Origin of the sequence: Frigoribacterium sp. MEB024, assembly GCF_000878135.1 — a bacterium.
In the GTDB taxonomy this organism is placed as follows: Bacteria; Actinomycetota; Actinomycetes; order Actinomycetales; family Microbacteriaceae; genus Frigoribacterium.
The window spans coordinates 1-12,691 of record NZ_JXQZ01000096.1 but is presented as its reverse complement, the minus strand read 5'-3'; the positions used below and the strand labels follow the sequence as shown (position 1 = coordinate 12,691).

The window sequence follows — 12,691 nt, the reverse complement described above, 5'->3', positions numbered from 1 at the left end:
GCGGCGGCGGCGCGCTCGAGCGCGCGGGCCTCGCGACGCGTCAGCGGCGGGTCGGCTCGGGGCGTCCGCTCGGTCGGCGTCGAGGACTCGGGGGTGTTCGAGGGGTCGGTCATGAGCGCTTCCTGGGACGGACGGCGCATCGACTCACGGTTCTCCTCGTTCGGGCGGACCGACCCACCTTACGATCGGAGACGCCCGCTGACCAGGGGTGGAGGCGGATTTTCAGGAGCTTCACCCTTCGTGGTCGACCGGCACCGCACCTCCTGACCGGGGTCGATCGCCGTGATGCGGGCGACGCTACCGACCGTCCGAAGGGCCCGTCACACCCAGAACGCGGCACAGGCGGGGCGCGGTCACCCCACCTCGCGGGGCTTCCGCCGGGCCGACGGCACCCCCTACCCTCGGGCCGTGACCTTCGTGCTGGCTGCCCTGCCCCTCCTGCTCATCGTGGGGGCGCTCGTCGACATCGTCACGCGTCCCGAGGGCGACGTCCGCCACCTGCCCAAGGGGCTGTGGATCATGATCGTGCTGTTCCTGCCGCTGATCGGCAGCATCGTCTGGTTCGCCGCCGGCCGCGAGTACGGCCGACGCGTCGAGCAGATCGGCCCGCGCGACCAGAGCCGGTACCACGAGGCCGCGGCCCGCACGCTCGACCACCGCGTCCGCAGCACCGAGCAGCAGCTCGCCGACCTCGACCGCGAGGCCGAGCACTACGAGCGGCTCGCGCGCCTGGCGAAGCTCGAGGCCGAGGTCGAGCAGCGACGCTCCACGGCCGGCGACGACGTCCCCGCCTGACCGGCACCGCGCCTCCCGGGCGGCGGCGGCCACGGACGCAGAGACGGGCGGGTCCGCGGCGGGCGGGCGTCCGAGGACGCCCGCCGACCACGAACACGCCCGCTCGACGCCCAGGAGGCGCGGGTCACAGCCCGGGGACGGCCGGCGTCAGCCCCGCAACCAGGCCGGCGTCAGCCGCGCAACCGGACCGGCGTCAGCCCCGCAACCAGGCCGCCGTCTCGCCCGGCAGCTGCCCAGCGTCGGTCAGCGGCCCGCTGGAGACCAGCACCTCGCTCGAGCCCAGCCCGAGCGCGGCCAGGTCGACGGGCTCGGTGCCGAACACGCACACCACGTGCCATCCGCCGGGCCGGACGAGGTGCAGCACGTCGTCGCGGCCCTCGACCGGCAACCACTCGAGCGTCTCGTCGGTCTGCAGGTCGCGTCGTGCCGCGAGGGCCGCACGGTAGAGCGCCAGCGTCGAGGTCGCGTCGGCCTCTTCCGCCTCGACCGAGTACTCGCCGAACCAGCTCGGCTGCGGCAGGTGGGCGTCGCCCGGGCCGAAGCCGAACGACGGGCCCGACCGGGTCCAGGGCAGCGGCACGCGGCAGCCGTCCCGACCGATGTCGACGCCGGGGTTGCGGAAGAACGACGGGTCCTGGCGGTCGTCGGCGGGGATGTCGGCGACCTCGGGCAGCCCGAGCTCCTCACCCTGGTAGACGTAGGCGGAACCGGGCAGGCCGAGCATGAACAGCGACGCCGCACGGGCCCGACGCAGGCCGGTCTCGACGTCGACCTCGGGCGAGGTGCCGCCCGACAGCAGCCACTCGGCGCCCTGCTTGACGTCGCGACCGTCGAGGGCGGGCAGGCCGTAACGGGTCGCGTGGCGGACGACGTCGTGGTTCGAGAACACCCACGTCGTCGACGACCCCGAGGCCTCGGCCGCGTCGAGGTTGTAGGTGATGATGTCGTGGAACTGCGTGGCGTCGAAGTCGGCCTCGAGCAGGTCGAAGTTGAACGCCTGGCCCAGCCCCTCGGCGCTGGCGTAGCGGGCGCGACGCGACGGCTCGACCCAGGCCTCGGCCACGGCGATGCGCGGCGGGTCGTACTCGTCGAACACCTCACGCCACGTGGCGTAGATCTCGTGCACCTCGTCGCGGTCCCACAGCGGGTGGTCGCCGTCGCCCTTGGGCAGCGCCTCGAGCTCGGCCGTGGACGGCAGCACCTCGGGCAGGCTCTTCGCCAGCCCGTGCGCCACGTCGACCCGGAAGCCGTCGACCCCGCGGTCCGACCAGAAGCGCAGCGTGGTCAGGAAGTCCTCGCGCACCTCCGGGTTGTCCCAGTCCCAGTCGGGCTGCTCGCTCGCGAACGAGTGCAGGTACCACTGGCCGTCGGCGACGCGGGTCCAGGCCGGGCCGCCGAAGATCGACGTCCAGTCCGAGGGCGGCAGCTCGCCGGTCTCGCCGAGGCCGTCGCGGAAGATGTAGCGCGCCCGGGCGGGCGATCCCGCGGGGGCCGCCAGCGCCTCCCGGAACCAGACGTGCCGGTCGGACGAGTGGTTCGGCACGAGGTCGGCGATCACGCGGATGCCGGCCGTGTGCAGCGCGTCGATCATCTCGTCGAACTGCGCCAGCGTGCCGATCTTGGGGTCGACGTCGCGGTAGTCGTCGACGTCGTACCCACCGTCGGCGAGGGCCGACGGATAGAACGGGCTGAGCCAGACCGCGTCGACGCCCAACCGCTGCAGGTAGGGCACCGCCGCCGTGATGCCGGGCAGGTCGCCGATGCCGTCGCCGTTCGAGTCGGCGAAGCTGCGGGGGTAGATCTGGTAGACCGCCGCCTGGCGCCACCAGGTCGGGTCGTCGGTCAGCAGCTCGGTCGAGGGTGCGGTGCGGAGCGTGTCGGTCATCGTGGAGCGAGGTCCTCTCGGGGGTGGTGGGTTGCCTGGGGGGGTCAGGAGGCGCGGGTCGCGTCCCCGACGGACGCCTACTTGATCGCGCCCTGCGTCACGCCCGCCATCACCCAGCGCTGGGTGAAGAGGTAGACGACGATCGCGGGGGCCATCGCCATGAGGTACGAGGCGAAGGCGACGTTGTAGTCGTTGCTGAACTGCGTCTGGAAGATCTGCTGCAGCACGGGCAGGGTCTGCAGTGAGGGGTCGGCGGTGATCAGCGACGGCATCGCGAAGTCGTTCCACGAGGCCAGGAAGGCGAAGATGCCGACCGTGGCGCTCATCGGGGCGAGCAGCGGGAAGACCAGGCGCCAGAACACCTGCCACGTGGTGGCGCCGTCGAGCCGCGCGCTCTCCTCGAGCTCTTCGGGCAACGACCGCAGGAACGCCGTGAACAGCAGGATCGAGAACGACAGCTGGAACATGACGTGCAGCAGGGCGACGCCGGCGGGGTTGTCGAGGCCGACGATGCCGGTCAGCTTGATCTGCGACAGCGCGACGACCGGGAACGGCAGGAACATCGCGGCCAGCAGGTAGAAGAACGAGAAGCGGAACAGCTTGCGGTCCCAGTTGCGCGAGATGGCGTACGACGCCATCGACGCCAGCACGACCGTGCCGACGACGGTGACCGCCGTGACGAGGGTCGAGATGCCGAACGCCCGTGGGAAGTCGGTCAGCTGCCAGGCGGCCGCGAAGTTCGAGAAGTCGATCGGCGCCGGCAGGCTGAACGCGTTGCCGTCGACGGCCTGGGCCGACGTCTTGAGCGACATCGTGATCGTGACGTAGATCGGGATCAGCACGGTGATCGAGCCGAGCACGAGCAACGCGGTGACGAGCCGGTTCGGGCGTTCCCGACCGACGCGACCGCGTCGACGACGGGAGACGGCGTCGGCGTCGCGACCCGCGCCTCCCGGGGTGGGGGCCGCCGAGGCGGCCGGGGTGACGAGTGCGGTGTTCGCCATCAGACGGCCGCCTTTCCGCGGGTGATCCGGAGTTGGACGAGCGCGATCGCGACGGCGATCACGAAGAAGATGGTCGCGTTGGCCATCTGGTAGGCGTAGTCGCCACCGGTGAAGCCCGTGAAGATCGTCATCGCGATGCTGCGCGTCGACGTGCCGGGGCCGCCGTTCGTCAGGCCGACGATGATGTCGTACGAGTTCAGGAAGTTCTTGAAGCCGATGATCGTGTTGATCAGGACGTAGCCCGCGACGAGCGGCAGCGTGATCGACCGCAGCTGCTTCCAGCCCGAGGCGCCGTCGAGGCTGCTCGCCTCGTACACCTCGCCGGGGATGGCGAGCAGGCCCGCGATGTAGATCAGCAGCGTGCTCGGGATCGCCTGCCACGCGGTCACGACGACGATGCCGATCCAGGCGGTGTCGGCGTTCGCGAGGATGCTGTCCTGCAGCCCCGGGATGCCGAGCGAGGCGCCGAGGGCCGGCAACGAGTTCGAGAAGAGGAACTGGAAGACGAAGGCGATGATGATGCCCGAGATGACCATCGGGATCACGAACACGGCCCGCAGCGCGGTCTTGGCCTTGATCTGCGAGGTCAGGCCGATCGCCAGCAGCAGCGCGACGACGTTGACGGCGATCACCGTGACGAGTGCGAAGCCCATCGTGAAGCCGTACGAGCCGAGGATCGCCGGGTCGGTCGCCATCGCGAGGTAGTTGGTGACGCCGACCATGTCGAACTCGCCGAAGCCGATCGAGTTCGTGAAGCTGTAGAACACGCCCATCACGGCCGGCAGGGTGATCGCCAGCGAGAAAAGGACGAGCGTCGGCACGAGGAAGACGTAGAAGACCGGGTCGACGCGCCTGCCGCGACGCCGGGGGTTGCCGGCCGTGCTGCCGCTCAACGAGGTGCGGGCGCCTCGCGCGGCCGTGGGGGTGGTGGTGGCCATCGGGTCTCCTTCGACTCGGGCGGTGGTCGTCGTGGCCCGGACGCCCGGGCCCGTGGTGCGTGCCGTTCCGTCGATCGCGCTCATGCGCGGAGCGCCAGACGGCGCCAGTCGGCATCCATGGTGCGCAGGGTGCCCTCGACGCTGGCGCCCGTGACGATGCCCTGCACGTAGTTCTCGGCGGGGATCGTCAGCGGGATCGCCTTGGAGGCCCCCTGGTAGAACCGCGCGTCGTCGTAGTAGCTCTGCATGCCGGCGATGCGCTCGTCGGTCACGGCGGGGGCCGATCTCGTGGTGCCGAACGCCAGGAAGTCGCGGTTGTAGGCGTCCTGGATCTCGGGCTGCATCAGGTAGGTCAGGAACTCGCGGGCGGCGTCCTGCTTGCGCGACTGCTCGGGCACCCACAGGGCCAGGTCGAGGTTGACCCGCACCTTGCGGTCGGCGGGGTCGTCGGTCATCGGCAGGGGGAACGTGCCGACCTTCGCCTCGGGGTTGGCCTTCGTGATCTCACCGAGTGCCCACGGCCCCTGCATGAGCATCGCCGCCTCGCCCTGGGCCATGGCGAGGTTGCCGTCGCCGTAGCCGCGGCTGTTGCGGTTGGCGTTTGACAGCCGGCCGAGCTGCACCATGCGCTCGACGGGCTCGCGGAAGTCCTTCTCGAACGAGACCGAGCCGCCCTGGCCGACCCTCGTGCCCTCGGCGTTCATCTTCTCGTAGAAGGCCGCGACGTCGAGCGACCCGCCGGTCGTGTAGTCGAACAGGCCCTGCGCGACGGTCCACGGTTCGCGGAAGGTGCTGTAGATCGGCGTGACGCCGGCCGCTGTGAAGGTGTCGCACGCCGCGAGGAACTCGTCCCACGTGGTCGGCACCTCGACGCCCAGGTCGGCGAAGACCTGCTGGTTGTAGATCACCGACGCGGCGGTGATCGAGTACGGCAGCACGCTCGTCCGGCCGGGGTAGGTCGCGTACTGGTCGACCAGCTCCTGCACCTCGGGGCGGATCGTGCCCGCCTCGGGCAGGTCGCCCAGGTCGCTCAGCGCCCCGCGCTCCATGAAGCGGGCCATCTCGAGGTTGTACGTGAAGGCCGCGACGTCGGGCGGGTTGCCCCGGACGAAGCCGGCCGAGATGCCCGAGGTCGAGTCGTGGATCACCCGGATCGCGGACTGCGACTCGTTGAACCGCGAGACCAGGTCGGAGAAGTACGGGATCGCCTCGGGCTTGGTCGCGTAGAAGGTGATCTCGGTGCGTCCGCGGCCCGAGCCGGACGGGGCGCAGCCGGCGAGGAGGAGCGCCGCCCCGGCGGCACCGATCCCGCCGAGGAGGGTGCGTCGGCTGAGGCCGGCACCGGAGGGCAGTGGGGGTGTGGGCACGTCGTCGTCTCCCGGGTCGCGACCCCGACGACAGCGTCGGGACCGAGTTGATCTGGTGTGTAGATTTAGACCCTAGATCAATTCGCGGCGTGGCACCATGGGTCGTCGTCGAAAAGATCCGCCGTGTCGCGAGGCACCGGCCACAGCACGAGGAGGCGCGGGTGGCGCTGAGCACCGGGGTGTCGTCGCCGAGCCTGCTCCGCCGCATGAACGCGGCCGAGGTGCTGCGGCACGCGTGGTCCGTCGACGCCGTCACGGCGAGCGACCTGATCGCCCTGACCGGGCTCACCCGGTCCACCGTGCTCGGGGTCTGCGACGACCTCATCGACCACGGCTGGATGGTCTCGCTCGCCGATGCCCGCTCGACCGGCGAGTACCGCAAGGGCCGCCCCGCGCGGCGCTACGCCCTGGCCCGTTCCGCCGGGCACGTCGTCGGGGTCGACGCCGGTCAGCACCAGCTCACCGCCGTGGTCGCCGACCTGCGAGGCGACGTGCTCGCGCGGGCCGTCCGCCGCATCGACCCCTGCGGCTCGACCGACGACCGCCGAGGCATCGTGTCGGCCCTGGTCGACGACGCCCTCGCCTCGGCCTCGCTCGCCGACGACGACGTGCTCGCCGTGACCGTCGGCGTCCCCGCCCCCACCGACGCCGAGGGCCGGTCACCGGTCGAGGCCGGCGCCGACTTCTGGGAGCTGATGAACCCGGACTACGTCGGCCTGTTCGCCCTGCGCGGCTGGGCCGTCGTCGTCGAGAACGACGCGAACCTCGCCGCCGTCGCCGAGGCCGCGGCCGCGTCCCGGGCCGACCGCGAGGTCGGTGGGGGTGCCGGTGCCGCCACCGCGTCGTTCGTGACCCTGCTGGCCGGCGAGCGCTTCGGCGCCGGGTTCGTGCTCGACGGAGCCCTCGTGCGGGGCAACCGCGGTGCCGCGGGCGAGATGCGCCTCCTCGACCTGGTCGACGGCGTCGGATCGGCCGACGGCCTCGGAGCCCTGCTGCGCGACTGGGCCAGGGCCGCGCGCGAGCTCGGCACCGTGCCGGCCTCGTCACCGCTGCGGGCGATCCCGCTCGACGAGCTCGAGGCCCCCGCCGTGCTGGCCGCGGCCGACGCCGGCGACGCGACGGCCCTGCGCCTGGTCGAGAAGGCCGCCGAACGGTTCGGACGCGTCTGCGCCGTGCTCAGCGGCATGCTCGACGTCGACCGCATCGTCGTCGCCGGGGCCGTGGCACCTTCGATCGGCCTGCTGCTCGAGCGGACGACGCCGTGGCTCAGCCGGTTCACGCACCGGGCCGCGCCCGAGGTCGTCGCCTCGACGCTGGGCGACGCGGTCGTGACCACGGGCGCCGTCGAGCGAGCCCTGTCACACGTGCGCGGCCACGCACTCGAGCTGACGCTGCCGGGTGCGGCGGACGCGACCCGCGCCTCCTGAGGCCTGCTCGACTCGGCTCGGGCTCGGCTCGGCTCGGGCTCGGCTCGGGCTCGGGCTCGGACGGCGATGAACCCGGTTCCGAACGATGCACCCGGTTGCTTCCGGGTTCATCGTTCGGAACCGGGTGCATCGTGCGTCGGGGCGGGGCGGGAGGCGCAGCGCGGCGGGAGGCGCGGGGCGGCCCGGCGCACGCCGCTAGGCTCGCGGGATGGTCACCGTCGTGCTCCCCTGGCGTCCGCAACCCAGTCGCGTGGCGGCGTTCGAGGTCGTCCGCGACTGGTACGCCGACGCGCTGCCCGAGGCCGAGATCCGCACGATCGATTCGCCCGATCCGGTGTTCAACCTGGCCCAGTGCCGCAACCTCGGCGTGGCCGGCCTGGCCGACGACGAGGTCGCCGTGATCGGCGACGCCGACACCCTGCCGCAACGCGAGCCCCTGCTCGCGGCGATCGAGGCGGCCCGCACGAGCGGCCGGGTGCACCTGCCCTACACCGAGTACCACTGGCTGGGACGCGACGGCACCGCGCAGGCGGCCGCGGGCACCCCCCTCGAGCGGTGCGACTTCGAGCTCGTGCGCGGGGCCTGTTCGGGGGTCTACGTGACCCGCGCCTCCTCGTGGCGCAGTCATGGCGGGCAGGACGAACGCTTCCGGGGCTGGGGCTTCGAGGACGCCGCCTGGTACCTCGCCCACACCACCCTGCTGGGCGAGGCCCCGCGTCGACACGAAGGCATGGTCTTCGCCCTGCACCACCAGGCCGAGGTGCGCGAGGGGCCGCAGTACGACGCCAACGCCGCGCTGATGCAGCGGTACCGCGACGCGGCGGTCGGCGCCGACGCGATGCGCGCGGTCGTCTTCGGCAGCTAGAGCGGAAGGGCGACAGCGCGACAGCGCGACAGCGCGACAGCGCGACAGCGCGACAGCGCGACAGCGCGACAGCGCAGGAGGCGCGGGGCGCGTCCTCGCGGACGACCCGCGTCAGTCGCTGCGGACGGTGTGCAACGGGCCGAGCGCGTGGTCCAGTGCGGCCTCGAGCGGCCAGCCCGCCCGCTCCGACTGGCTGAGCAGCAGTCCCCCCTGGATCGCGGCGATGATCGCGGTCGCGACGCGCACCGGATCGGCCGAGGCGTCGACCGACCCCGAGGACTGCAGCCGCCGGATGCCCGCGGCCAGCTGCTCGCGCCAGGCGTCCCAGCTCGCCTTGACGCTGCGCTCGACCTCGGCGTCCGTGGCGGCGACCTGGGCGGCGAGCGTGCCGATCGGGCAGGCCCAGCGGCCGAGGCTGATGTAGTACTCGACCAGGGCGGCGCGCCAGCGCTCCCACGACCCCCAGGTGCCGAGGTCGTGGATCTCGGGCTCCTGCGCCTCGAGCAGCTGACGCCCCTCCCATCGGGCGACCTCGTGGATCAGCTCGGTCTTGCCGCCGGGGAAGTAGTGGAACAGCTGGCTCTTGCTGGTCAGCGTCGCGGCCCGCACCGTGTCGAGCGTCGTCCCGCCGATGCCCGCGGCGAGGATCTGCCGACCGGTCTCGTCGATGATCCTCTGGCGGGTGAGCCGCCCGCGCTCGGTGATCTTCGTCTCGTCCACGGTGGGATCCTACGTCGACTGGACCAATCGGTCCACGAATACTGGACTCGACGGTCCAGTCCGTGCTAGCAATGGACCATGCAGTCCAATGAAGAAGTCCTCGACTCCCTGCCCACCGACGACCGCCTGGCCGGTCGCACCGCCCTCGTGACCGGCTCGACCAGCGGCATCGGCGAGGCGATCGCCCGCGTGCTCGCCGCCTCCGGCGCCACCGTCGTCGTCAGCGGCCGCGACGACGCCCGAGCCCGACGGGTGGTCGACGCGATCACCACCCGGGGCGGCTCGGCCCACGCCGTGCCCGCCGACCTCGCCGGCCCGTACGCCGACCTCCGCGCCTTCGCCGCCCGGGCCACCGAGGTGCTCGGCGGCCGCGTCGACATCCTGGTCAACAACGCCGGCGTCTACCCGACGATGCCGACCGACGCCCTCGCCGACGCCGACCTCGACGCCATCCTGGCGACGAACGTCCGGGCGCCGCACGTGCTCGTCGGTGCCCTCGCCACGGCGATGGCCGACCGCGGAGCGGGCTCGATCGTCAACATCGGCTCGTGGATGACCCGGGTCGGGGTGCCGTTCGGCGCCATGTACACCGCGTCGAAGGCCGCCGTCGAGCAGATGACCCGCACCTGGGCGGCCGAGTTCGGCCCGCGCGGCGTCCGCGTCAACAGCGTGGCGCCCGGCGCGACGTCGACGCCGGGCAACGCCGAGTCCGCGGCCGTCCTCGACGCCCTGACCGCCGCCACCCCGGCCGGTCGACCCGTGCGTCCCGTCGACATCGCCCACGCGGTGCGCTACCTGGCGTCGGACGAGGCGGCCTTCGTGCACGGGGCCCTGCTCGACGTCGACGGCGGCATCCTCAACACCCGGACCATGTAGGCCGACCCGCGCCTCCTGCCGACCGGCGCCTCCTGCCGTCCGCGCCTCCTGCCGACCGGCGCCTCCTGCCGTCCGCGCCTCGGCCGGACGGTCGACACGGCACGACGTGCCGCTCACCTGCGAAGGCGAGCGGCACGTCGTGGCATCTCGAGACGCGACGAGCCGAGGAGGCGCGGGCCGGGTCGGTCAGTCGCGCCCGGTGAGTGCCGCGTGGGCTCGTGCCCGTCCGGGCGTCTCGCGCAGGGACGCCGCCAGCCCGGCCAGGCGCCCGGCCGCACCGGGGTCGCGCGTCGGCAGATCGAGCACGTGCCGCAGCCCCTCCGCCAGTTCGTCGACGGTCGCCGTGTTCGGGGCGAGCGCCACGCCCACCCCCGTGCGCTCGAGGGCGGCGGCCCCGGCGAACTGGTCGGTCGAGAACGGCAGGACGACGACGGGCACGCCCGCGGTCATCGCCTCGGTCACGCTGTTGTTGCCACCGTGCGTGACGGCCGCGGTCGCCGCGTCGAGCAGCGTCACCTGCGGCAGGAACTCCCGCACCAGCCAGTCGGTGGGCACCTCGCCGAGGTCGGCCCGGTCGCCCGAGCCGAGCGCGATCGCGGCCCGCACCCCGACACGCCGCAGGGCCTCGGCCACGCGCCCGAGCACGTCCGACCGCACCGAGAGGAAGCTGCCGAAGCTGACGTAGACGAACGGGGCGGGTGCGGGGTCGTGGTCTGGCGCGGGGTCGGGGTCGGCCCCGGCGGCCAGCCAGGCGGCGACCTCGGCGTCGATCGGCTCGGCACGGACGGCCGAGCCGAGCCAGACGTGCGGCGGCAGCAGGTGCTCACGCTCGGGGTCGGCCAATTCGCCGGGGTAGTTGTAGAGCAGCAGGTCGCCGTGCTCGCCGAAGGCGCTCGTCGACGGCGGCAGGTGCGGAGCGAGCTCGGCCAGGGCGGCGTTCCACTCGGCGGTGAACGAGGCGTCCACCCGCTCGCACAACTCACGCAGCCCCGCGATGCCCTCGGAGTCGGACCCGGCCCCGGGTCGCACCACCGATGTGCTGTCGAACCACGCATGTGGGTGGTTCGACACCACATCGGTGGTGCGTCCTGCATCGCCGACGGGCCGGGCAGCACCGGCACCGCCGAACGCCGCGGGCCACTCGGGCGGGCACCCGTAGACCTCGTCGCCCACGGGCAGCGCGGTCGGGTGCCCCAGCACGACGTCGGCGAACGGCACGCCGCCGGCCACGAGGGCGAGTCGGGCGCTGAAGGCGAGGTGGTCCAGGACGATCTGGTCGGGCCGGACGGCGGCGACCACGTCGAGCACGGCCCGGGCCGTCGCGACCGGCTGCCACATGAGGTCGGTGAGGCGTTCGCGCGCCTGGTACGAGAGCGTCTCGACCATCCCGAGCCGGGTGGCGTCGAAGAACCCGCGCAGCGAGGCGTCCTCTTCGGCCACCTGCTCCTCGGCGCGGATCACCCCGGGGTTCGAGCCGCGCCCGAGCTGCAGGCGCACGCGCTCGAAGCCGAACGACTCGACGATGGCGGCGGTGGCCGGGCCGGTCGCGACGACGACGCGCTCGCCCCGGTCGCGCCACTCGGTGGCCAGGGTGGCGAGCGGCAGCAGGTGCGACGCGTAGTCGGGGCTGATGACGAGCAGGGTCATCGTGCGCTCACGCTCCACTCGCGCTGTTCGAGTTCGTCGTGGTGCACCGTGTCGTAGACGCCGGACAGCGACCGCGCCATGGCCTGGATCGTGAAGGACCGCTCGACGGTGTCGCGTGACCGGGCCGCGCGCGCCTCCGTCGTCTCGAGCGAGGCCGCGGTGAGCGCCTCGCCCATCGCCTGGCGCAGGGCGTCGACGTCCCAGGTGCGGGTGAGCCAGCCGGTGTCGCCCTGGCGCACGTAGGTCGAGGGGCCGCCGCCCTGCGGCGCGACGACGAGCAGCCCCGAGCCCATCGCCTCGAGCAGGGCGATGCCGAACTCCTCTTTCAGGCTGCCGCAGACGTAGACGCCGCGCGGCGCCGCGAGCCCCGGCAGGCCGAAGCGGGCCGCCGCGACCCACCGGGCGACCGTGTCGTTCGGCCGGTGGCCGGGCAGCAGCAGTCCGGAGGCGCGGTGCCGGTCGGCCGGGACGATCGCGTCGATCAGGTCGAGCTGTTCGCGTTCGTCGGCGCTCGGGTGCTCGAGGTCGCCGCCGATCAGCAGCAGGTTCGCGCGGTCGCGCAGGGGTCCGTCGGCCCACGCCTCGACGATCGTCGCCATGCCCTTGACCCGGTGCAGTCGTCCGACGCTGACCAGCAGCGGCAGGCCGCGGCGTTCGGGCGGCAGGGTCTCGAGCAGCGCGCACAGCTCGGCGAGCGGCGGGGTCGCGGGCAGGCCCGCGGCGTGCTCGGCGGCCTCGGCGACCGAACGGTCGACCACGTCGAGGTCGATGCCCTCGGGCACGATCGTGTGGCGCTCGGGGTGCGAGGTGACGTCGATGCCGACCAGCTCGCGCATGTCGCGCTCGAGCTCGGGCCGGGGGAACAGCACGGTGTGCGACGCGTTCGAGGCGAGCTGCTGCACGAGCCGGGTGCGGAACCAGAAGTGCTCGACCTCGTCGACGTCGCCGAAGGTCTCACGGGTCAGCGCGCCCGAGAGGTCGAGCGACTGGATGACGGCGTGCGGGTCGGGCGCGACCGTGAACACGACGGGGATGTCGAGCTCGCGGGCGACGTCGGCCGCTGCGAGGCTGCCCACGTCGGCCATCCGCAGGTGCAGCAGGTCGACGCCGCCCGCGGCGCGCAGCACCCGCCGGATGCCGCGCCGGGCCGCGACGCGCAGCGGCCAC

General features: G+C 72.9%; 11 protein-coding genes. 4 read left to right on the top strand and 7 right to left on the bottom strand.

The genetic code is table 11. From position 1 onward, the window contains the following. The first annotated feature begins 408 nt into the window (after nt 1–408). Nucleotides 409–795 carry a PLD nuclease N-terminal domain-containing protein gene (locus SZ60_RS14055; protein ID WP_043596920.1) on the top strand — a complete coding sequence of 129 codons (387 nt, stop codon included), beginning with the start codon at nt 409–411 and terminating at the stop codon, nt 793–795. Nucleotides 796–988: 193 nt separating this feature from the next. Here the strand turns inward: SZ60_RS14055 and SZ60_RS14050 are convergent, their stop codons facing one another. The 4 genes from SZ60_RS14050 to SZ60_RS14035 all read right to left on the bottom strand — a co-directional run bounded on the left by SZ60_RS14050 (nt 989) and on the right by SZ60_RS14035 (nt 5,989). Further along, nucleotides 989–2,680: a glycoside hydrolase family 13 protein gene (locus SZ60_RS14050; protein WP_043596912.1), complete on the bottom strand. Its 1,692-nt coding sequence runs from the start codon at nt 2,678–2,680 to the stop codon at nt 989–991. Between the two features lie 77 nt (nt 2,681–2,757). Continuing rightward, complete coding sequence (locus tag SZ60_RS14045) at nt 2,758–3,684, bottom strand: carbohydrate ABC transporter permease (RefSeq protein ID WP_043596911.1); 927 nt, start codon at nt 3,682–3,684, stop codon at nt 2,758–2,760. Continuing rightward, on the bottom strand, nt 3,684–4,622 hold the full coding sequence (locus SZ60_RS14040) for a carbohydrate ABC transporter permease (RefSeq protein ID WP_043596919.1): 939 nt from the start codon (nt 4,620–4,622) through the stop codon (nt 3,684–3,686). The genes SZ60_RS14045 and SZ60_RS14040 overlap by 1 nt, the downstream gene beginning before the upstream one ends. Before the next feature lie 80 nt (nt 4,623–4,702). Continuing rightward, entirely contained in the window at nt 4,703–5,989 is a 1,287-nt protein-coding gene (locus SZ60_RS14035; RefSeq protein ID WP_197073578.1) for an ABC transporter substrate-binding protein, read from the bottom strand. Nucleotides 5,990–6,150: 161 nt separating this feature from the next. On the opposite strand from SZ60_RS14035, the gene SZ60_RS14030 reads away from it, so the two are divergent. Then, nucleotides 6,151–7,416, top strand: a complete 1,266-nt coding sequence (locus SZ60_RS14030; RefSeq protein ID WP_082060177.1) for an ROK family protein — start codon at nt 6,151–6,153, stop codon at nt 7,414–7,416. 208 nt (nt 7,417–7,624) lie between these two features. After that, nucleotides 7,625–8,281 (top strand): hypothetical protein, encoded by a 657-nt coding sequence (locus tag SZ60_RS14025; RefSeq protein ID WP_156155623.1) that lies wholly within the window; start codon nt 7,625–7,627, stop codon nt 8,279–8,281. Nucleotides 8,282–8,392: 111 nt separating this feature from the next. On the opposite strand, the gene SZ60_RS14020 is transcribed toward SZ60_RS14025, so the two are convergent. After that, a complete protein-coding gene (locus SZ60_RS14020) occupies nt 8,393–9,001 on the bottom strand; it encodes a TetR/AcrR family transcriptional regulator (RefSeq protein ID WP_043596907.1) in 609 nt (202 codons plus the stop codon). Between the two features lie 78 nt (nt 9,002–9,079). Between SZ60_RS14020 and SZ60_RS14015 the strand changes: the two genes are divergently transcribed. Next, nucleotides 9,080–9,877, top strand: a complete 798-nt coding sequence (locus SZ60_RS14015) for an SDR family NAD(P)-dependent oxidoreductase (RefSeq protein ID WP_043596905.1) — start codon at nt 9,080–9,082, stop codon at nt 9,875–9,877. A gap of 186 nt (nt 9,878–10,063) precedes the next feature. Here SZ60_RS14015 and SZ60_RS14010 read toward each other — a convergent pair whose 3' ends face one another. Both SZ60_RS14010 and SZ60_RS14005 read right to left on the bottom strand, forming a co-directional pair. Next, nucleotides 10,064–11,524 carry a glycosyltransferase gene (locus SZ60_RS14010; RefSeq protein WP_043596915.1) on the bottom strand — a complete coding sequence of 487 codons (1,461 nt, stop codon included), beginning with the start codon at nt 11,522–11,524 and terminating at the stop codon, nt 10,064–10,066. After that, on the bottom strand, nt 11,521–12,691 hold a 1,171-nt coding region (locus tag SZ60_RS14005), incomplete at its 5' end, for a glycosyltransferase (RefSeq protein ID WP_043596904.1). The genes SZ60_RS14010 and SZ60_RS14005, both read right to left, overlap by 4 nt.

Bases quoted from the DNA above. Each gene is read 5' to 3' on its own strand.
- SZ60_RS14050 (WP_043596912.1), bottom strand. From the start codon at position 2,680: ATGACCGACACGCTCCGCACCGCACCCTCGACCGAGCTGCTGACCGAC.
- SZ60_RS14045 (WP_043596911.1), bottom strand. From the start codon at position 3,684: ATGGCGAACACCGCACTCGTCACCCCGGCCGCCTCGGCGGCCCCCACC.
- SZ60_RS14040 (WP_043596919.1), bottom strand. From the start codon at position 4,622: ATGGCCACCACCACCCCCACGGCCGCGCGAGGCGCCCGCACCTCGTTG.
- SZ60_RS14025 (WP_156155623.1), top strand. From the start codon at position 7,625: ATGGTCACCGTCGTGCTCCCCTGGCGTCCGCAACCCAGTCGCGTGGCG.
- SZ60_RS14015 (WP_043596905.1), top strand. From the start codon at position 9,080: ATGCAGTCCAATGAAGAAGTCCTCGACTCCCTGCCCACCGACGACCGC.
- SZ60_RS14010 (WP_043596915.1), bottom strand. From the start codon at position 11,524: ATGACCCTGCTCGTCATCAGCCCCGACTACGCGTCGCACCTGCTGCCG.